20 protein-coding genes are annotated in these 19856 nt (G+C 71.6%); 14 read left to right on the forward strand and 6 right to left on the reverse strand.

Features of this window, described 5'->3' with window-relative positions:
• Positions 1 to 25 precede the first annotated feature (25 nt).
• The 5 genes from erpA to ACI3EY_RS05100 all read left to right on the forward strand — a co-directional run bounded on the left by erpA (position 26) and on the right by ACI3EY_RS05100 (position 4302).
• Positions 26 to 376, forward strand: coding sequence for an iron-sulfur cluster insertion protein ErpA (gene erpA, locus ACI3EY_RS05080; protein WP_405037798.1), 351 nt, complete (start codon positions 26 to 28; stop codon positions 374 to 376).
• 90 nt (positions 377 to 466) lie between these two features.
• Positions 467 to 1153 carry a leucyl/phenylalanyl-tRNA--protein transferase gene (gene aat, locus ACI3EY_RS05085; RefSeq protein ID WP_405037799.1) on the forward strand — a complete coding sequence of 229 codons (687 nt, stop codon included), beginning with the start codon at positions 467 to 469 and terminating at the stop codon, positions 1151 to 1153.
• An 88-nt stretch (positions 1154 to 1241) separates the two neighbouring features.
• Positions 1242 to 2123, forward strand: coding sequence for an aa3-type cytochrome oxidase subunit II (ctaC, locus tag ACI3EY_RS05090; protein WP_405039634.1), 882 nt, complete (start codon positions 1242 to 1244; stop codon positions 2121 to 2123).
• Positions 2123 to 3901, forward strand: coding sequence for an aa3-type cytochrome oxidase subunit I (ctaD, locus tag ACI3EY_RS05095; RefSeq protein ID WP_405037800.1), 1779 nt, complete (start codon positions 2123 to 2125; stop codon positions 3899 to 3901). Before ctaC ends, ctaD begins: the two co-directional genes overlap by 1 nt.
• Positions 3901 to 4302, forward strand: coding sequence for a cytochrome c oxidase subunit 4 (locus ACI3EY_RS05100; protein ID WP_405037801.1), 402 nt, complete (start codon positions 3901 to 3903; stop codon positions 4300 to 4302). Before ctaD ends, ACI3EY_RS05100 begins: the two co-directional genes overlap by 1 nt.
• A 99-nt stretch (positions 4303 to 4401) precedes the next feature.
• On the opposite strand, the gene ACI3EY_RS05105 is transcribed toward ACI3EY_RS05100, so the two are convergent.
• The 3 genes from ACI3EY_RS05105 to ACI3EY_RS05115 are packed head-to-tail and all read right to left on the reverse strand — an operon-like array spanning position 4402 to position 6926.
• Entirely contained in the window at positions 4402 to 5373 is a 972-nt protein-coding gene (locus ACI3EY_RS05105; RefSeq protein WP_405037802.1) for a quinone oxidoreductase family protein, read from the reverse strand.
• A gap of 24 nt (positions 5374 to 5397) precedes the next feature.
• The gene (gene trpD, locus ACI3EY_RS05110) at positions 5398 to 6492 is read right to left on the reverse strand and encodes an anthranilate phosphoribosyltransferase (protein WP_405037803.1); all 1095 of its coding nucleotides are present in this window, start codon (positions 6490 to 6492) and stop codon (positions 5398 to 5400) included.
• The gene (locus tag ACI3EY_RS05115; protein WP_405039635.1) at positions 6489 to 6926 is read right to left on the reverse strand and encodes a PleD family two-component system response regulator; all 438 of its coding nucleotides are present in this window, start codon (positions 6924 to 6926) and stop codon (positions 6489 to 6491) included. The genes trpD and ACI3EY_RS05115 overlap by 4 nt, the downstream gene beginning before the upstream one ends.
• A gap of 126 nt (positions 6927 to 7052) precedes the next feature.
• Between ACI3EY_RS05115 and ctaE the strand changes: the two genes are divergently transcribed.
• The 6 genes from ctaE to ACI3EY_RS05145 all read left to right on the forward strand — a co-directional run bounded on the left by ctaE (position 7053) and on the right by ACI3EY_RS05145 (position 12262).
• Entirely contained in the window at positions 7053 to 7706 is a 654-nt protein-coding gene (ctaE, locus tag ACI3EY_RS05120) for an aa3-type cytochrome oxidase subunit III (protein WP_405037928.1), read from the forward strand.
• Positions 7707 to 7780: 74 nt separating this feature from the next.
• Positions 7781 to 8584, forward strand: a complete 804-nt coding sequence (gene qcrC / locus ACI3EY_RS05125) for a cytochrome bc1 complex diheme cytochrome c subunit (RefSeq protein WP_405037805.1) — start codon at positions 7781 to 7783, stop codon at positions 8582 to 8584.
• Between the two features lie 2 nt (positions 8585 to 8586).
• Entirely contained in the window at positions 8587 to 9717 is a 1131-nt protein-coding gene (gene qcrA, locus ACI3EY_RS05130) for a cytochrome bc1 complex Rieske iron-sulfur subunit (protein ID WP_405037806.1), read from the forward strand.
• Entirely contained in the window at positions 9714 to 11522 is a 1809-nt protein-coding gene (gene qcrB / locus ACI3EY_RS05135) for a cytochrome bc1 complex cytochrome b subunit (protein WP_405037807.1), read from the forward strand. Before qcrA ends, qcrB begins: the two co-directional genes overlap by 4 nt.
• A 91-nt stretch (positions 11523 to 11613) precedes the next feature.
• Positions 11614 to 11958 carry a metallopeptidase family protein gene (locus ACI3EY_RS05140; RefSeq protein ID WP_405037808.1) on the forward strand — a complete coding sequence of 115 codons (345 nt, stop codon included), beginning with the start codon at positions 11614 to 11616 and terminating at the stop codon, positions 11956 to 11958.
• 22 nt (positions 11959 to 11980) lie between these two features.
• The gene (locus tag ACI3EY_RS05145) at positions 11981 to 12262 is read left to right on the forward strand and encodes an Lrp/AsnC family transcriptional regulator (protein WP_405037809.1); all 282 of its coding nucleotides are present in this window, start codon (positions 11981 to 11983) and stop codon (positions 12260 to 12262) included.
• A 24-nt stretch (positions 12263 to 12286) separates the two neighbouring features.
• Here the strand turns inward: ACI3EY_RS05145 and ACI3EY_RS05150 are convergent, their stop codons facing one another.
• Positions 12287 to 13990 carry a DEDD exonuclease domain-containing protein gene (locus tag ACI3EY_RS05150; protein WP_405039636.1) on the reverse strand — a complete coding sequence of 568 codons (1704 nt, stop codon included), beginning with the start codon at positions 13988 to 13990 and terminating at the stop codon, positions 12287 to 12289.
• A gap of 116 nt (positions 13991 to 14106) precedes the next feature.
• Between ACI3EY_RS05150 and ACI3EY_RS05155 the strand changes: the two genes are divergently transcribed.
• Complete coding sequence (locus ACI3EY_RS05155) at positions 14107 to 14472, forward strand: hypothetical protein (protein ID WP_405037811.1); 366 nt, start codon at positions 14107 to 14109, stop codon at positions 14470 to 14472.
• Between the two features lie 10 nt (positions 14473 to 14482).
• Here ACI3EY_RS05155 and ACI3EY_RS05160 read toward each other — a convergent pair whose 3' ends face one another.
• Complete coding sequence (locus ACI3EY_RS05160) at positions 14483 to 16282, reverse strand: AMP-dependent synthetase/ligase (protein ID WP_405039637.1); 1800 nt, start codon at positions 16280 to 16282, stop codon at positions 14483 to 14485.
• A 70-nt stretch (positions 16283 to 16352) separates the two neighbouring features.
• Between ACI3EY_RS05160 and ACI3EY_RS05165 the strand changes: the two genes are divergently transcribed.
• Both ACI3EY_RS05165 and ACI3EY_RS05170 read left to right on the forward strand, forming a co-directional pair.
• Positions 16353 to 17312, forward strand: coding sequence for an ROK family glucokinase (locus ACI3EY_RS05165; RefSeq protein ID WP_405039638.1), 960 nt, complete (start codon positions 16353 to 16355; stop codon positions 17310 to 17312).
• Positions 17309 to 18328, forward strand: coding sequence for an ROK family glucokinase (locus tag ACI3EY_RS05170; protein WP_405037814.1), 1020 nt, complete (start codon positions 17309 to 17311; stop codon positions 18326 to 18328). Before ACI3EY_RS05165 ends, ACI3EY_RS05170 begins: the two co-directional genes overlap by 4 nt.
• A gap of 58 nt (positions 18329 to 18386) precedes the next feature.
• Here ACI3EY_RS05170 and ACI3EY_RS05175 read toward each other — a convergent pair whose 3' ends face one another.
• Entirely contained in the window at positions 18387 to 19814 is a 1428-nt protein-coding gene (locus ACI3EY_RS05175) for an amidase family protein (protein ID WP_405039639.1), read from the reverse strand.
• Positions 19815 to 19856: the final 42 nt, after the last annotated feature.

Raw genomic sequence — 19856 nt, forward strand, 5'->3', positions numbered from 1 at the left:
TTCCCTCACGAGAGGACCCGAGCGCATGACCGAGACGCAGACCACGCGCAGCCACGGCGTCATCCTGACCGACGTGGCCGCCTCCAAGGTGAAGAGCCTGCTGGACCAGGAGGGTCGGGACGACCTGCGGCTGCGCATCGGCGTGCAGCCCGGCGGATGCTCCGGCCTCATCTACCAGCTGTACTTCGACGAGCGCACCCTCGACGGCGACCTGGTCGCCGAGTTCGAGGGTGTCGAGGTCGTCGTCGACCGGATGAGCTCGCCCTACCTGGACGGTGCCTCTATCGACTTCGCCGACACCATCGAGAAGCAGGGCTTCACCATCGACAACCCGAACGCGGGCAGCTCCTGCGCCTGCGGTGACAGCTTCGGCTGAACAGGCGCACCGCGGGTGACGTGGCAGGGGCGGGACATCACGGTGTCCCGCCCCTGCCACGTCCGGTCCCCGGGGGAGAGGAACGAGTCCATGCCGATCGAGCCGGCCGCCTCACGCTGGGACCTCGACGGTGCCGGTGCGGCACCGGGCGAGGACCTGGTCGGGGTCGGGGCGGACCTGGAACCGGGGACGGTGCTCTCGGCGTACCGGGCCGGGCTCTTCCCGATGGGGCTGGGCGGCGAGCAGGGCTCGGACACCCTCGGCTGGTGGGCGCCCGACCCGCGGGGCGTGCTGCTGCCGGGGGACCTGCACGTGAGCCGCTCGCTGCGCCGGGCGGCCCGCCGGTACGAGGTGAGCGTCGACCGCGCCTTCGCCGCCGTGCTGGACGGTTGCGCCGACCCCGCCCGGGAGGGCGGCTGGATCACCCCGCAGATCGCCGCCGCCTACGGCAGGCTGCACACCCTGGGCTGGGCGCACTCGGTCGAGGTGTGGCACCGGGGGTTGCTGGTCGGCGGCCTCTACGGCCTGGCACTGGGGCGGCTGTTCGCCGGCGAGTCGATGTTCCACCGCGCCACCGACGCCTCCAAGGTGGCCCTCGTCGCCCTGGTGGAGGTGCTCTCCGAGGACGGGGCCCCCTGGCTGCTGGACGTGCAGTGGCAGACCCCGCACCTGGCATCGCTCGGGGTGCGCGAGATCGGGCGGGAGGAGTACCAGAGGCGGCTGTCCGAGGTGGTCATGGCCGACCTCCCCGCCCGGTGGCGAGGCACCCCCTCGTGAGGGGTACCCACATGACGGGATCCGTCTACGGTGGCGGTAGTGTGTGACCTCGTGAAGCTCGGTAGCCCCAGAAGTGTGAGGTGGATCAGTGCGACGGCTTGAGGAGGCTCGGCCCCGGACCCGTCGGCGGGTGCCCGTCGTCATCGCTGCCGCGTCCGCCGCGATGCTGCTGTCGGGGTGCGGGGAAGCGGTGAGCAGGGGTTTCATGCCGGAGCCGGCCACCGAGGTTGGCCCCGACGTGATCAGCTTCTGGAACTCCACCTGGATCGCCGCACTGGCCGTCGGCGTCCTGGTCTGGGCCCTCATCCTGTGGGCGGTCTTCGCCTACCGGCGGCGCAGCGACGACGAGGTCCCCACCCAGTTCCGCTACCACGTGCCCTTCGAGATCCTCTACACCGTCGTCCCGATCTTCATGGTGGCCGCGCTCTTCGGCCAGACCGTGAACCTGCAGAACGCGATGCTGGACACCGAGCAGGAGCCGGACGTCGTGGTGAACGTCGCCGGCAAGAAGTGGAGCTGGGACTTCAACTACGTCAACGAGGACGTCTACGTCTCCGGTCAGCAGGCGCAGGACCTCAACCTGGGCGAGGAGGGTCTGCCCGAGACGCTGCCCACGATGGTTCTCCCGGTCGACAGCCGGGTCGAGTTCGTGCTGACCTCCCGCGACGTCATCCACTCGTTCTGGGTGGTCAACTTCCTGCAGAAGCTGGACATGGTCCCCGGGCGGGTGAACATCCTGCAGGTGACGACCACCGAGGAGGGCACCTTCCAGGGCAAGTGCGCCGAGCTCTGCGGCGCCTACCACTCCGAGATGCTGTTCCAGGTCGAGGTCGTCTCCCAGGAGGAGTACGACGCCTTCATCGCCGACCTGGAGGCCGCCGGCAACACCGGGCAGCTCGGCACCGAGCTCGACCTCTACCCGCTGCAGCCGGACCAGGTGGAGAAGCTGCCCGAGGAGATGAGGAACTGATGGCGATCACCACCGAGCGTCCGGGCACCGGACCCGCCGTCGCCCAGCGGAGCCCGGTCCACGAGCGCAGCTCCTTCGTGCGCAACGCGGTGCGGGTGCTCACCACGACCGACCACAAGGTCATCGGCAACCTCTACTTCGTGACCACCATGGGGTGGTTCATCCTCGGCGGCCTGATGGCGCTGGTCATCCGCGCCGAGCTCTTCGTCCCCGGCCTGCAGGTCGTGGACAACCCCGAGGTCTTCAACCAGATGTTCACCATGCACGGCACGGTGATGCTGCTGATGTTCGCGACCCCCCTCTTCGCCGGCTTCGCGAACGCGTTGCTGCCGCTGCAGATCGGGGCCCCGGACGTCGCCTTCCCGCGGCTCAACATGCTGGCCTTCTGGATGTTCCTCTTCGGCAGCCTGATCGCCGTCGGCGGGTTCCTCACGCCCAGCGGTGCCGCCAGCTTCGGCTGGTTCGCCTACCAGCCGCTGGCCGGTCCGACGCACAGCCCCGGCCTCGGCGGCGACCTGTGGGTCGTCGGCCTCGCGGTCAGCGGTTTCGCGACGATCTTCGGTGCGGTGAACTTCATCACCACGATCATCTGCATGCGCGCCCCCGGGATGACGATGTTCCGGATGCCGATCTTCACCTGGACCGTCCTGGTGACCTCGATCCTGGTGCTGGTGGTCTTCCCGGTGCTGGCGGCCGCGCTCTTCGGGATGGCGGTCGACCGGATCTTCGGCTGGCACATCTACGACCCCGCGCACGGGGGGGCCATGCTGTGGCAACACCTGTTCTGGTTCTTCGGGCACCCAGAGGTCTACATCATCGCGTTGCCCTTCTTCGGCATCATCTCCGAGGTCATTCCGGTCTTCTCGCGCAAGCCGCTGTTCGGGTACAAGACCCTGGTCATGGCGACGATGGCGATCGCCGCCCTCTCCGTCGCCGTGTGGGCGCACCACATGTACGCCACCGGCGCGGTGCTGCTGGAGTTCTTCGCCATCATGACCATGCTCATCGCCGTGCCGACCGGGGTGAAGTTCTTCAACTGGATCGGCACCATGTGGCGCGGATCGGTGAAGATGGACACCCCCATGCTGTGGGCGGTGGGCTTCATGATCACCTTCCTCTTCGGCGGGCTGACCGGCATCATCCTGTCCAGCCCGGCGCTGGACTTCCACATCACCGACAGCTACTTCGTGGTGGCGCACTTCCACTACGTGGTCTTCGGCACGGTGGTCTTCGCGATGTTCGCCGGGTACTACTACTGGTGGCCCAAGTTGACCGGGCACATGCTCAACGAGGCCTGGGGCAAGTTGCACTTCTGGATGCTTTTCCTGGGCTTCCACGGCACCTTCCTCATCCAGCACTGGCTGGGTGTCGAGGGCATGCCCCGCCGGTATGCCGACTACATGCCCGAGGACGGGTTCACCTGGATGAATCAGCTGTCCACCATCTCCTCGTTCCTGCTGGCCGCCTCGATGCTGCCGTTCTTCTACAACGTGTGGAAGAGCTTCTCCACCCCGAAGGTCACCGTGGACGACCCGTGGGGCTGGGGTACCTCGCTGGAGTGGGCCACCTCGTGCCCGCCGCCGCGGCACAACTTCACCCAGCTGCCGCGGATCCGCTCCGAGCGCCCGGCCTTCGACCTGCACCACCCCGAGATCGGGACCCTGGAGTCGGCCGAGCCGGACAAGGGCGTCGCCGAACAGCTGCTGGGTGGACCGGACACCGACCCTGACGGGCGGACCGGGACCGACACGGGTGGCCGCACGGGGGAGGAGCGCTGATGCGTACCGAGGTCAAGGTCTTCGGGTCCCTCATCCCGTTCTTCGCGGTGATGACGGTGGTCTACGCCTACTTCACCGACCTGGGTGAGTGGGTCGGCATCATCGGCCTGCTGCTGACGATGTTCTTCACCGCCTTCATCACGTTCTACCTGTACATGACCGGCCGCAAGACCGACAGCCGTCCCGAGGACGACCTGCAGGGTGAGATCGCCGACGCGGCCGGGGACTACGGGCACTTCGCGCCCTACTCCTGGTGGCCGCTCTGGTTGGGACTGTCGATCTCGGTCACCGCCCTCGGGCTGGCCGTCGGCTGGTGGCTGCTGATCTGTGCGGCGCCCTTCCTGATGGTCGCCATCCTGGGCTGGACCTACGAGTTCTTCCGCGGCGAGAAGGCGGTCTGAGCCGGCCGACCGCTGGACGTACGCACGGGCCGACGACGTCGGACACGCAGAGAGGCCCGGGGAGATCTTCCCCGGGCCTCTCGCGATGTCGTTCCGGCGTCAGGGCACCAGGACGAGCTTGCCGGTGGTGCCCCCGGCCTCCAGGTCCGTGTGCGCCCGAGCGGCCTCGGCCAGCGGGTAGCGGCCACCGATCCGCACGTCCAGCTCGCCCTTGGCGATGAGATGCAGCAGCTCGTCCGCGCGGGCGAGCAGCTCCTGACGGTCCGCCACGTAGTGGGCCAGCGAGGGGCGGGTCAGGAACAGGGAACCCCCCTGGTTGAGCGACTGCGGGTCCACCGGCGGGACCGGCCCGCTGGCGGCCCCGAAGAGCACCATCGTCCCGCGCGGGCGGAGCAGGGAGATCCCCGCCTCGAAGGTGTCCTTGCCGACGCCGTCGTAGACCACGTCCACCCCGGCCCCGTCCGTCAGCCGGAGCACCTCGTCCACCAAGGACGTCTCGCGGTAGCGCACCACCTCGTCTGCGCCGGCGCCCCGGGCCAGCTCCACCTTCTCCTCGCTGCCGACGGTGCCGATGACCCGCACGCCCTTGCGGTGCAGGAGCTGGCACAGCAGCAGGCCCACCCCACCGGCGGCGGCGGTGACCAGGGCCGTCTGCCCCGACTCGGCGGGGAAGGTGGAGTTCGCCAGGTAGTGCGCGGTCATCCCCTGCAGCATGACGGCGGCCGCCACCTCGAGGTCGATGTCGTCCGGGACCGGCACCAGCCGGTCGGCGGGCGCGACCACCTGCTCGGCATACCCGGCGCCCGGCACCATCGCCCAGGCGACCCGGTCCCCGACCTGGAGCCCGGTGACGTCCTCGCCCAGCGACGAGACGGTGCCCGCACCCTCGCTGCCCACCAGGAAGGGGGTCTGCATCGGGTAGGCACCGGACCGGTGGTAGATGTCGATGAAGTTGACGCCCGAGGCGGCCACGTCGACGCGTACCTGGCCCGGTCCCGGCTCGGGGGTCGGGCGCTCGGCCGTCGTCAGGGCCTCGGGGCCGCCGGTCTGTTCCACCATGATCGCTCGCATGGCGACGACGCTACCCGGTGGCGCTCAGCGGGTGGCGTCCACCCACCGGTCCACGGTGCCGGCGGCGGCGCCGCTGTCGATCGCGCCCGCGGCCCGCGCGAGGCCGTCGCGCACCGCGTCGTGCAGCTCCTCCTCCGAGGTGGGGTGGCGACCGGTCTCGCCGGCCTCCAGCAGGGCCAGCGCGGTGCCCGCGTTGAGCAGCACCGCATCCCGGACGGCGCCGGTCGCACCGGCGAGCAGGGAGCGGGTGACGGCGGCGTTGTGCTCGGCGTCGCCGCCCCGGAGGGCGTCCACCGGATGCAGGGGCAGACCGAGCCGCTCCGGGTCGAGCGTCCAGTGCTGCACCCGGCCCTGCGCCGCCCACCAGACGCGGGTGGTGGTGGCGGGGGTGACCTCGTCCAGGCCGTCCTCACCACGGAAGACGACCGCCTGGGTGCCGCGCCCGGCGAAGACCTCCGCCAGCAGCGGCGCCATCCGCAGGTCCGCGCAGCCCACCGCGGTGTAGCGGGGCTGGGCGGGGTTGGTCAACGGGCCGAGGAAGTTGAAGGCGGTGCCGATGCCCAGCTCGCGGCGGACGCTGCCGGCATACCGCATCGAGGGGTGGAACGTGAGCGCGAAGCAGAAGGTGATGCCGCAGGCGTGCACCACCCGCTCCACCTCGTCGGGGGAGAGGTCGAGACGGATCCCCAGGGCCTCGAGCATGTCCGCCGAGCCGGACCGGCTGGACGCGGCGCGGTTGCCGTGCTTGACGACCCGGGCACCGGCGGCCGCCATCACGATCGCGGACATCGAGGAGATGTTGACGGTCATCGCCCGGTCGCCGCCGGTCCCGACGATGTCGATGGTCGGGCCACCCACGGTGAACCGGTGGGCGTGCTCGAGCATCATCCGCGAGAGCCCGGCCATCTCCTGGGCGGTCTCGCCCTTGGCGCGCAGCGCGGTCAGGAAGCCGGCCAGCTGCGCGTCGGTCGCCGAGCCGGACATCACCTGGTCCATCACCCAGGCGGCGGTGGCCTCGCTCAGGTCCTCACCGGCGACGAGCGCGGTGAGCAGGTCCGGCCAGGTGGGGCGGGTGGTGGCGGCACCCGCGTCGGAGGCGGGGTCGGCCACCGGGGTCACCGTCGCGCCAGGTCCGTGACGGCGGCCGTCAGCCGCGCCTCGTCCAGCGGGCGGGACAGGACGGCATCCGCCTGCGACCAGGTCGCCAACCAGCCGTCACCGGGACGCCCGGTCAGGACCAGCACAGGCGGGCACCGGAAGAGCTCGTTCTTGAGCTGACGGCACACCCCCATCCCGCCGTAGGGCTGGGACTCCCCGTCCAGGATGAGCAGGTCGTAGCCCCCGGCGTGCGCCTCCATCAGCGTCATGTCGGCGGTGGCGCACTCCTGCCACCGCTCGACGACGACGTCCTCGGCCGGATGGTCGCCGACCGCCACCCGCACGAGGTCTCGCACACTGCGGTCGTTGCTGTACAGCAGGACCGAGATCGACGTGGGGGAGGAGGTGCTGGTGCCGGTTCCTCCAGGCTGCGAGGGGGCCGCGGGAGAGGTCATGACGACGATGGTACCGAGCCGCCCCAGGGGCGCACGACCGCGGTCACGGCACGCGGCAGGGGGGTAGCGCGGCCCCCTCCGACGGGGGCCTATCATGGGAGGGTGGCGACGACACCTGCAGCAACGATGACCGACACGGAGCGGTTCCACGCGACCGCGCACGGCCCGGCCACCCGCCCGAACATGGTCGCCGTCGGCACCATGGTGTGGCTGGGCAGCGAGATCATGTTCTTCGCTGGTCTGTTCGCCATGTACTTCACCATCCGCTCGGTCTCCCCGGAGATGTGGGCTGAGCGCACCGAGTACCTCGACGTGGTCTTCGCCTCGATCAACACGATGATCCTGGTCATCTCCTCCCTGTGGTGCCAGTTCGGCGTCTGGAAGGCCGAGCGCGGCATCCCGCACCGGACCGGCAGCCTGTTCCACATCGGCAACCCGTTGGGGGACACCGGCTGGGGTATGCGCGAGTGGTACACGCTGACCTACCTCTTCGGCGCCACCTTCATCGCCGGTCAGGTCTGGGAGTACGCCACGCTCACCAGCGAGGGCGTCACCCCGACCGCGGACCCGTACGGCTCGGTGTTCTTCATCACCACCGGGTTCCACGGTCTGCACGTAGCCGGCGGTCTGATCGCCTTCCTGCTCATCATCGGGCGCAGCTTCACCGCGAAGCGCTACACCCACGCCCAGGCCACCGGCGCCGTCGTCACCTCCTACTACTGGCACTTCGTCGACGTCGTCTGGATCGCCCTGTTCGCCGTCATCTACCTGCTGCAGTGACGTCCATGTCCCCGCGCAGCCGCCCTGTCGCAGCCGACGCTCCTCGGAGCACCCGACCCCGGAAGGACCGCCGAGTGAGTTCCCTCGCCGCCCGCCGCCGCAGCCCGATGGCACTGCTGGTGCTCCTGGTCCTGGGGCTGTGCTTCACCGGCACCGCCTACGCCGCGCTGCAGCCCAGCGCCCCGCCCGGGACGTCCAGCACCACCATGTCCACCGACGACATCGAGGCAGGTCGCCAGCTCTTCCTGGGCAACTGCGCCAGTTGTCACGGCACCAACGCCGAGGGCAACGGGGAAGCTGGACCGTCGCTGCACGGCGTCGGTGCCGCCGCCGTGGACTTCCAGGTGGCCACCGGTCGGATGCCGCTGCCCGGCCCGGACGTGCAGGCGGCCCGCAACATCTCGCAGGTGCACTTCAGCGAGGAGGAGATCGCCCAGATGGCGGCGTACATCGACTCGCTCGCGCCCGGACCGGACGTGCCCGAGGAGCAGTGGCTGGACTACAGCCAGGGGGACGTGGCCAACGGCGGCGCGGTGTACCGCACCAACTGCGCGATGTGCCACAACTCCTCCGGTACGGGGGGTGCGCTCACCCGCGGGAAGTACGCGCCCACCCTGATGAACGTGGAGGCTCAGCACATCTACGAGGCGATGGTGACCGGGCCGCAGTCGATGCCCGTCTTCAACGACCAGAACATCACCCCCGAGGAGAAGCGCGACGTGATCGCGTTCCTCAAGTCCATCGAGGACGGCGCCAACGACGAGGGCGGTCACACGCTCGGCAGCCTCGGCCCGGCCGGTGACGCGCTCTTCGCCTGGACCCTCGGTATCCTCGCCTTCATCGCGGCCGCGGTGTGGCTCGGACGGAAGGCGGCCTGAGCATGACGACCCCCAACGACGGTCAGCACGGCGACGCCGGCTCCGGACACGGCACCCCGGCCGACGTGCCGGCGGTCCGCCCCGGCAGCGAGGTCGCCGGCACCGACCGCTTCGCCAACCCCGGGCTCCCGCCGCACGTGCCGCGTCGCGCCGACGTCGACCCCAAGGCCGCGAAGCGCGCCGAGCTGCAGGTCGTCGTCATGTTCGGGCTGTCGGCCGTGGCCTCGGTGGCCTTCGTGGTCGCCTACTTCGCCGTCGACCCGCAGGCCAGGGGTTACCTGCTCGGCGTCGGCGAGATGAACCTCTTCCACCTGGCCCTGGGCATCACCATGGGCATCTCGCTGCTCGGGATCGGCCTGGGAGCGATCCACTGGGCCAAGACCCTGATGCCGGACGAGGAGGTCATCGAGCAGCGGCACCCGCAGGCCTCCGGCGAGGACGACCGCGCGGCCGTCGCCAAGGACCTGTCGCACGGCTGGCGCAGCTCGCAGCTGAACCGACGACCCCTGCTGCTGGCCTCAGCGGGCGGTGCGTTGAGCCTCTTCGCCCTCCCGGTGGTGCTCCCCACCGTGGCCGGTCTCGGACCGCGCCCGCGGCAGGAGCTCTACCAGACGAACTGGGAGCGCGGCCTGCGGTTGATGATCGACCCGTCCGGCGCGCCCGTTCGGGCAGCCGACGTCACCCAGGGCTCGGTGTTCCACATCATGCCCGAGGGCTGGGTGGGTCATGAGGCCTTCGACGAGCACGGGGCCGAGGAGGCGATGATCTCCAAGGGCAAGGACCAGGTGATCCTGGTCAAGCTCGACCCCTCGTTGATCAAGAGCCAGAAGCAGCGGGACTGGGGCTACGACGGGATCGTCGCCTACTCCAAGGTCTGCACGCACGTGGGATGTCCGGTGGCGCTGTACGAGCAGCAGACCCACCATCTCCTCTGTCCCTGCCACCAGTCGACGTTCGACATGACCGACGACTGCAAGGTGATCTTCGGCCCGGCCAAGCGAGCGCTGCCGCAGCTACCGATCACCGTGGACGACGAGGGCTACATCGTGGCCGCGGACCCCTTCCGCGAGCCTGTCGGGCCGAGCTTCTGGGAGCGCGAGCGCCCGGGCCTGTTGGGAGATGACGAGTCATGAGCCAGGTACCCCAGGGCGCCGACCACCTGCGCACCGAGAATGTCGGTGTGCAGGATCCGGCCCCGCAGAGCCAGACCGACCAGGCGTCCCCGGACGCGAAGTTCCCGGGTGCACTGGTCTGGGCCGACGAACGGGTCGGCGCCGCCAAGGGGATGCGGTTCGCGTTCAAGAAGGTCTTCCCCGACCACTGGAGCTTCCTGCTCGGTGAGATCGCCATGTACTCGATGATCATCGCGCTGGTCACCGGCACCTTCCTCACCCTGTGGTTCGTGCCGAGCCTGGGTCACATCACTTACGACGGCTCCTACGTCCCGCTCAAGGGCGTCGGCATGTCCGAGGCTTACGCCTCGACCCTGGACATCAGCTTCGAGGTCAAGGGAGGGCTCCTGATCCGCCAGTTGCACCACTGGTCGGCCCTCTTCTTCATCGTCGGTATCGCACTGCACGCCGCACGCGTCTTCTTCACCGGCGCGTTCCGCAAGCCGCGCGAGCTCAACTGGGTCATCGGCGTCGTGCTTTCCCTGCTGGCCATCATCGAGGGCTTCGCCGGCTACTCGCTGCCGGACGACCTGCTCTCCGGCACCGGCATCCGCGCGATGAACGGCTTCATGATGTCGGCGCCGGTGATCGGCACCTGGATGACGTTCTTCATCTTCGGCGGCGAGTTCCCCGGCGAGGCGATCATCCCGCGGCTCTACATCGCGCACGTGCTGCTGCTGCCCGCCCTCATCGTCGGCCTCTTCGTGCTGCACCTGGCGCTCGTGGTCATCCACAAGCACACCCAGTACCCGGGTCCGGGGCGGACCGACGACAACGTCGTGGGCTTCCCGGTGATGCCGGTGTATGCCGCGAAGGCCGGTGGCTTCTTCTTCGTCGTCTTCGGCATCACCGCGCTGATCTCGGCGCTGGTGCAGATCAACGGCGTCTGGGTCTACGGCCCCTACGACCCGACCCAGGTCACCGCCGGCAGCCAGCCGGACTTCTACATGTGGTTCTCCGACGGTGCGTTGCGGCTGCTGCCGGGGTGGTTGGAGTTCACGGTGTTCGACACGGTGTGGAGCTTCAACATCTTCCTCGGCTCCCTGGTGCTGCTGCCCCTGGTCTGGATCATCATGGGTGTCTACCCGTTCCTCGAGGCGTGGATCACCGGCGACAAGCGCGAGCACCACGTGCTCCAGCGCCCGCGCAACGCCCCGGTCCGCACCGGCATCGGCGTCGCCGCGATCTCGGTCTACCTGGTGCTGGCGCTGGCCTGCATCAACGACATCCTGGCCATCAAGCTGGGCCTGTCGATCAACGACCTGACGATCCTGTTCCGGGTGCTGTTCTTCGTGCTCCCGCCGGTGGCCTTCCTGGTCACGAAGAAGCTATGCCTCTCGCTGCAGCAGCACGACCGCGAGCGGGTGCTGCACGGCAACGAGACCGGTCGTATCGTGCGCACCGCGGACGGCAACTTCTTCGAGGCCCACGAGCCGCTGGACGAGTACGAGCGCTGGGGCCTGGTGGCCTACGACAGCCCGGTGCCGCTGGGACTCACCGAGGGGGCGGACGTCGACGAGCGCGGCGTGGCCCGTCAGCGGTCCCCGTTGACCAGCGCCCGCAACGCGGTCTCGCACTTCTTCTACAAGGACACGGTCTCAGCGGTCACCCCGCACGAGCTGGCCGCTGCCCATCACCACGGTGAGCACGAGGCCCTGGAGTCCTCCGCGACGCCGCAGCTGGGCATCCCGGTGAACGACAGCGTCGGTGACGACGACTTCGTCGACGAGCACGGATCCGCGGTGCAGGCGCCCCGTCATCGCTGACCCGGACCCGACCTGGCTGTGCCCCGCCCCCGACGAGGACGGCGGGGCACAGCCGCATCGGCACGCCACCGGGGAGGGCGCCGAGCTGGAGATGTCCAGGGAGGAGTTCGAGGAGGCCGTGGGGGAGGCGCTGGACCTGGTGCCCGAGGGGCTGATGGACCATCTGGACAACGTCGTCTTCCTGGTCGAGGACGAGCCCGAGCCGGGGGAGCCGGACCTGCTCGGTCTCTACGACGGCATACCGCTGACGGAACGTGACGACCTGGGGATGGGGATGCAGCTGCCCGACCGGATCTTCGTCTACCGCGGTCCGTTGCTGCGGATGTGCGAGGACCGGGAGGAGCTGCTGGACGAGATCGCCATCACCGTCGTCCACGAGATCGCGCACCACTTCGGCATCGACGACGACCGCCTCCACCGTCTCGGCTGGGGCTGAGCGGACGGGCTAGAGTGGTGAGGTGATCTCCGCCATCGTCTTGATCAAGGCCGACGTAGCCCGCATCCCCGAGGCCGCACGGGAGATCGCCGGGATCGAGGGGATCAGTGAGGTGTACTCCGTCACCGGGGACGTGGACCTGATCGCCGTGGCGCGGGTGTCGCGGCACGAGCAGTTCGCCGACGTCATCGCCGACCGGCTGAACAAGGTGCCGGGCGTCCAGGAGACGACGACGCACATCTCGTTCCGCAGCTACTCCTCCGCGGACCTCGAGGCCGGTTTCTCGCTGGGCCTGGACTCCTGACCGACCGCAGGTGACGCCGAAGGGCTACCGGTCGGACCACCGGCTGGTCTGCTCCTCCAGCTCTGCACGGCTGGCGCCGGCGCCGCCGACCGGGCAGGTCCACTCCCCGTCGAGGTCGACCAGGCGGGTCCCGGGCGACTCCAGCCAGCGCAGCACCAGCTCGGTCTCCTGCGGGTGGGCGGGTAGGGCCGTGCCGGACGTGTCGTGGACCACGACCTCGGCGGTGTCCCGCAGCGCCTGGACGTAGGGCATCGGGTCGGCGCCGGGAGGGCTGACGGTGGACCCGGCCAGGCGCCCGAACCGCACGCAGACCAGCTCCCACCCGCCACGCTCACGACGCCGGGCGGCGACCAGGTGCGGGGTGCGCAGCAACGGCCGCAGCCGCTGCGCGCGGGCGGCGGCACGGACCAGGGCCAGCATCCGGTCGCGCAGGGTGCCGGCCTCCTCGAAGCGCTCCTGCTCGGCCAGCGTGTCCAGGCGCTCGCGCAGCTCGGCGACCACCTCTGCGGTGCCCCCCACCAGGGCCCTGGCCGCCCGCTCGGCGATGCCGGCGTAGTCCTGGGTGCTCTGCGCCCCGATGCACGGCCCACCGCAGCGGCCCAGGTCGAGCAGCACGCAGGCGGTGGTCCCCGGGCGGCGGGCCGAGATGCGGGAGGTGCACTGCCGCAGCGGCACCACCTCGTGCAGGGCGGTGACCGCCGCCTCGGCGCTGCGCCGTGAGGAGAAGGGCCCCGCGTGGTGGGACCCGTCCTGGGTCACCGAGCGCACCACGGACAACCGGGGGAAGGGCTCGTCGGTGAGCTTCACCCACAGGGCCTTCTCGGGGTGCCGGGACGCCCGGTTGTAGCGCGGCTTGTGCTCGGCGATCAGCCGGAGCTCGCGCACCGACGCCTCCAGGGTGGTGGCGCAGACGATCGGCGTCAGCGACTCGGCGAGGCCCACCATCTCGGCCATCCGGCGCCGTGTCTCCGAGGCGGTGAAGTAGGTGAGCGTGCGGCGGCGGAGGTCGGTGGCGGTGCCCACGTACAGCGGGCGGCCCTGCCCGTCGCGGAAGACGTAGACCCCCGGGGCGGCGGGCATCGCCTCGGCCAGGAACCGCTTGCGCCGCTGGGCCGTGCTCACCCGTGAGCTGTAGGAACGCAGCTCCTCGAGGGTGTGCACCCCCAGGTTCCCCACCCGCCCGATCAGGGCGTGCAGCACGTCCACCGTCGCCCGCGCGTCGTGCAGGGCGCGGTGGTCCGGGGTGGTCGTCGCCCCGAAGAGCGCCGCCAGGCTGCCGAGCTTGTGGTTCGGGGCCTCGTCCTTGTGCACCAGCTGACGGGCCAGCCGCACGGTGTCCACGACCCCGAAGACCGGCCACCGGTGGCCGGTCTCCGCCGCGGCCGCCTTGAGGAAGGAGACGTCGAAACCCGCGTTGTGGGCGACGAGCACGCTGCCGGCCGCGAACTCCAGGAACTGCGGCAGCACGGTCGAGATCGGCGGGGCGTCGCCGACCATGGCGTTGGTGATCCCGGTCAGCACGCTGATGAACGGCGGGATCGGGGTGCTCGGCCGCACCAGGGTCTGGAACTCCCCGAGCACCTCGCCGCCGCGCACCTTCACCGCGCCGATCTCGGTGATCTGCGACCCGGAGGGTGACCCGCCGGTGGTCTCCAGGTCGACGACCACGAAGGTGACGTCGGACAGGGAGGTCCCCAGGTCCTCGAACGTCTCCTGAACCATCTGCATACCGACGAACGTAGACGGGGGCACCGACAGAGCACCGCAGGCAGGCCGTCACGCCGGGCAGGCGGGGTCTGTCGGTGCCCACCCCTAGCGTCTCGTCAGGACAAGGAGGTGGACCCATGTACCCCACGACCCCACCCACGCCGCCCGGCGGATCCACGACCGTGATCGACTGCCAGACCTGTCCGGTCCGCGGTCGCCACTGCGGGGACTGCTTCGTGCCGCTCCTCGGGCAGGTCTGGCTCCAGGAGCCGGCCGTGCGGGATCGCTCGCCCGGGACCGGCGACATCGGCACCGACAGCGACCACTACCTGCACGGACGCGAGGACGACCACGCCGAGCACGCCGACCGCGGCGCACCGGCGCCGCTGGACAGCGACGAGCTCAGCGCCGTAGGCGCCTTCGTGCGCGCCGGCCTGGTCACCCCGCAGCAGGCCCGTGGCGCCGTGGCGCGGACCGCCCCGGAACGGTCGGCCACCGGCTAGTGGCTCCCGATCACCCTCGGCGGGTGGCGTAGAGCTGCTCGATCTCCTCGCGGTAGCGCTCGTCCACGTGGGCCCGCCGCAGCTTCAGGGAGGGGGTGAGCAAGCCGCTCTCGACGGTGAAGTCGTCCTCGAGCACCCGGAAGCTGCGGATCGACTCGCCGCGGCTCACCGGGGCGTTCGCGGCGTCCACCGCCTCCCGCAGCTCTGCACGCAGCGCCGGGTGGGTCCGCACCTGCGCGGGCTCCAGCTCGCCCAGACCCTGCTGCCGCGCCCAGGCCGCCACCATCTCCTCGTCCAGGGTGATGAGCACCGCGACGAAGGGGCGGCCCTCACCCACCACCATGCAGTGCGACACCAGCCGGTGGGCACGCAGCCGGTCCTCCATCGGCCCGGGCAGCACGTTCTTGCCCCCGGCCGTGACGATCAGCTCCTTGCTGCGCCCGGTCAGCCGCAGGAACCCCTCCTCGTCCACGCTCCCCAGGTCACCGGTCCGCAACCAGCCGTCCTGCAGCGCCGCGGCGTCGGCGTCCGGGTCCTCGTGGTAGCCGCGCAGCACGCCCACCCCCCTGACCCAGACCTCCCCGGCGTCGTCCACCCGTACCGAGACCCCGGGCAACGGGCGACCGACGGTGCCGATCCGGATCATGTCCGGGGTGTTGACCGTGGCCGGCGCGGTGGTCTCGGTCAGGCCGTAGCCCTCCAGCACCACCACCCCGACGCCCCGGTAGAAGTGCCCGAGACGCTCGCCCAGGGCGGCCCCGCCGGAGATGGCGTACTGCACCCGGCCACCCATCGCCGCCCGCAGCCGCGCGTAGACCAGCCGGTCCGCGACGGCCCGACGGGCCCGCAGGGTGAACCCGACGGACCCGGTGTCGAGCGCCCGGCTGTACCGGCCTGCGACGTCGGCGGCCCAGCGGAAGACCCGCCCCCGACCGGCCGCTTCCGCCCGCTGCTCACCGGCGGTGTAGATCTTCTCGAAGACGCGGGGCACGGCCAGCAGGAAGGTCGGTCGGAACGTGGCCAGGTCGTCCAGCAGCGTGCCCGGGTCCGGGGTGTGCCCCATCCGCACCCCGGAGTGCAGGCAGAGCACCTCGATGAAGCGGGCGAAGACGTGGGCCAGCGGGAGGAAGATCAGGTTCGCCGCACCCGGTGCGCCGACGATCACCGACAACCGCTCGGCGGCGTTCTCCGCGAGGGTCATGAAGTTGTCGTGGGTCAGCTCGCACCCCTTGGGGCGTCCGGTGGTCCCCGAGGTGTAGATGATCGTGGCCAGGTCGTCGCGCCGGACACCGCTTCGCCGCTCCTCCAGAGCGCTGTCCGGCACGTCGGCGTCGGCCTCGACCAGCTCCTCCAGCGACCCGTTCTCGATCTGCCAGACGTCGCGCAGGGTGTCGACGCCCTCCCTGGCCCGGGCGACCGTGGCCATCATCGGTGCATCCTCGACGATGATGGCGACGGCCCTGGAGTCGCGGCAGATGAAGTTCACCTGCTCCACCGAGCTGGTCTCGTAGACCGGGACCGGTACCGCGCCGACGGTCCACAGGGCCAGGTCGGCCAGCGTCCACTCCAGCCGGGTGCGGCTCATGATCGCGACCCGGTCGCCGACCTCGATCCCGGCGGCCACCAGCCCCTTCGCCAGGGCGCCGACCCGGCGGTGCAGCTGCGCCGCGGTGAGGTCCTGCCACCCGTCGGCCCCGCGCACGCTCGCCAGCACCCGCGTCGGCTCCACCCGCGCCCAGCGGGCCGGGTAGTCCGCGATGCCGCCCACCGTCCCGGTCGGGACGAGCGGGGGGACGGACACCTCTCTCACGTGACCTCCAGGTCGTGGCGTGGGCTGTGCGCGGGCGGGCCCACCCTACCCGCGGGCTAGGCTCGGACCCGTGAGCATCAGCGTCGGCGTGGACATCGGTGGCACCAAGATCGCGGCCAGCGCGATCTCGGCGGAGGGGGAGGTGCTGCACCGTGCGCTCCGGCAGACCCCGGCGCAGGACCCGGACGACATCGTCACCGCGGTGGCGGATGTGGTGGCCGATCTGGACCGCCAGCTGGGCGAAGCCGCCGAGGTGGGGTCGGTGGGGGTGGCCTGCGCGGGTCTGGTGGACCGAGCCGGAGACACGGTGGTCTTCGCCCCCAACCTGGCCTGGCGGGACGAGCCGCTGCGGGAGCGGGTGACGCGGGCGACCGGTCTGCCGGTGGTGCTGGAGAACGACGCGAACGCCGCGGCCTGGGGCGAGTTCCGGTTCGGCGCCGGCCGCGACGTCGAGCAGATGCTGCTGGTCACCCTGGGGACCGGCATCGGCGGCGGCATCGTCATCGACGGCGAGCTGCTGCGCGGCGCGCACGGGATGGGCGCCGAGGTCGGGCACATGCGGATGGTGCCGGACGGGCACCGGTGCGGCTGCGGCAACAAGGGCTGCTGGGAGGTGTATGCCTCCGGCAACGCCCTCGTCCGCGAGGCCCGGGAGCTGGTCGCCGGGGGGAGTCCGCACGCCGGTGCCCTGTCCGACCGCTGCGCAGGGGTCCCGGGCGCCCTGACCGGACGGATGGTCACCGAGGTGGCGCAGGCCGGTGACCCCGCCGCCCGGGAGCTCCTGGAGGACGTGGGCCGCTGGACCGGCGAGGGGCTGGCCACGTTGGCCGCCGTGCTGGACCCGCACCTGTTCGTCGTCGGGGGCGGGGTGTCCGCGGCCGGTGACCTGGTGCTGGGCCCGGCCCGCTCCGCCTTCGCCCGGAACCTCACCGGGCGGGGGCACCGGGAGGTGACCCCGCTCGTGGTGGCGGAGCTGGGCAACGACGCCGGGATGATCGGCGTGGCCGACCTGGCCGCGCTGCGCGCGTGAGCCCTCCCGGCGCGCTGGCCGTCGGCATCGACGTCGGCGGGACCCGGGTCAAGGCGGGTCTGGTGGACCCGGGCGGGACGGTCGTGGCCACCAGCGGGCGGTGGACACCGGGCAGGCGCACCGGACCTGCCGACGTGGAGGCCGTGATCGTCGACGTGGCCCGGGAGCTGGCCGCCCACCCGTTGGCCGCCGGGCAGGACGTGTGCGCCATCGGGGTCGGCGCGGCGGGCTTCGTCGACGCGGGCCGGGGCACGGTCGTCTTCGCGCCGCACCTGTCCTGGCGGGACGAGCCGTTGCAGGACCGTCTGCGGGAGCGGCTGGGGCGGCCCGTGCTCGTCGACAACGACGCGCACGCCGCGGCGTGGGCCGAGCACCGCTTCGGGGCCGGCGTCGGCGAGAGCCACCTGGTCGTGCTCACCCTCGGCACCGGCATCGGCGGGGCGATCCTCACGAACGGGGAGCTGCAGCGGGGCCGACACGGTCTGGCGGGGGAGTTCGGGCACCAGCAGATGGTCCCCGGAGGGCGGCGCTGCGAGTGCGGCAACCGCGGGTGCTGGGAGCAGTACGCCTCCGGCTCGGTGCTGCGTCGGGAGGGCCAGGAGATCGTCCGTACCGGGGGTCCGCACGCCGCCGCGCTGAGCGCAGCCTGCGGCGGTGACGCGGCCCTGCTCGAGGGGGTGCACCTGACCCGCGCTGCCCGGGCCGGGGACCCGGCCAGCCGGGAGGTGATGGTCGAGGTCGGACGCTGGCTGGGGACCGGTCTGGCCGGCGTGGTCGCCGCGCTGGACCCGGGCACCGTGGTCGTGGGCGGTGGGGTGAGCGAGGCCGGGGACCTGCTGCTGGACCCGGCCCGCGCGGCCCTGGCCCGTCACCTCGTGGGGCGCGGTCACCGTCCGGTGCCGCAGGTCCTGGCGGCGCGGCTCGGGGTGGACGCCGGGCTGGTGGGTGCTGCGGACCTGGCGCGTCGCGCCGCGGCGAACAGCCCTGAGCGGTCCGCGTCCCCTACCCTTCCATGAGCCTGTGGGGTACCCGCGCAGGTGCCGTGCCGAGGGCCGGAGCCCCGTTGCCCCGTCGTCAGCGGGCCCCGACGGAGACGGTCGGCAGCGCCCGGGCGGCCCGCAGCAGCGCGACGTCCGCCCCGGGGGCGGCGACCAGCTGCACCCCCACCGGCAGCCCCTGGTGCGTGCCCACCGGCAGGGACAGGGCCGGGCACCCGGTGGCCGAGATGACGCTGCAGGAGCGCATCCACTCCACGTAGCTGTCCATCCGGCGCCCGGCGACGACCCGGGGCCAGCGCTCGTCGGCCGGGAAGGGCAGCACCTGCGTGGTGGGGACCAGCAGGAGGTCGATGCGGCTGAACCCGTCGCGCACCCGGTCCCGCAGCCGCGCCCGGGCCGCCCGGGCGTCCAGCACCTGGGCGCCGGTCAGCGACAGCCCCCGCTCGACGTTCCAGACCACCTCGGGCTTCACCAGGCCGTCGTCGCGGTGCTCGGCCACCAGGTCGCGCAGCCGGAGCGCCATGTCCAGGGCCCGGGTCACGTCGAAGACCTCGTCGGCGTCGCTCAGGTCGGGGCAGGCGTGCTCGACCCGGGCGCCCAGGTCGGCGAGCGTGCGCGCCATACCGTGCACGGCGTCGGCGACCACCGGCTCGACCGGTAGGTCCAGGCCCAGGTCGGTGCTCACCGCGACCCGGAGCCCGGCCAGGCTCTGCGCGGGCGGCTCGGCCAGCAGGGCGGCGAAGTCGTCCCCGCCGGCCGGGCAGGGCAGCGACACCCGGGGGTCGGGCCCGGCCACGGCTGCCATCATCAGGATGACGTCGTCGACGGTGCGCGCCATCGCCCCCGGGACGGACAGCCAGCCGCCCGGGTCGGGGGTGGGGGCGGCCGGCACCACCCCGGCGCTGGGGCGCAGCCCCACCACGCCGTTGAACGCCGCCGGGTTGCGCAGGCTGCCCCCCATGTCGGAGCCGTCGGCCAAGGACTGGATGCCGGTGGCGAGGGCCACCGCGGCACCGCCGGAGGACCCGCCGGCGGAGCGGTCCAGGGCGTGCGGGTTGCGGGTGGCCCCGAAGACCTCGTTGAAGGTGTGCGAGCCGGCCGCGAACTCCGGCACGTTGTTCTTGCCGGTGCTGACCACCCCGGCCGCCCGCAGCCGGGCCACCACCAGGTCGTCGTGGGTCGGCACGTGCTCGGCGAACAGGAGCGAGCCCGAGGTCGTCCGGATGCCGCGGGTGGCGTGCGTGTCCTTGTGCGTCATCGGTATGCCGTGCAGCAGCGGGAGGTCCCACCCCTCCCGGGCCGCCCGGACGGCCCTCTCGTCCGCCGCCGCCGCGTCCCGGCGCGCCTGCTCGGGGACCAGCGTGACCACCGCGTTCACCCGGTCGTTCACCTGCTCGATCCGCTCCAGGTGCGCCTCGAGGGCCTCCCGTGCGGAGAGGGTGCGGGCACGTAGGGCCGCCTGCAGCTCGTGCGCGGACAGGGCCGGGGCGAGAAGGTCGGACATGGACCCCAGCCTGCTCGACAGGGTCCGTCGCCGTGGTCAGGG

The sequence above is a fragment of the Serinicoccus shuyuelongi genome, assembly GCF_045032955.1.
Taxonomy (GTDB): Bacteria; Actinomycetota; Actinomycetes; order Actinomycetales; family Dermatophilaceae; genus Ornithinicoccus.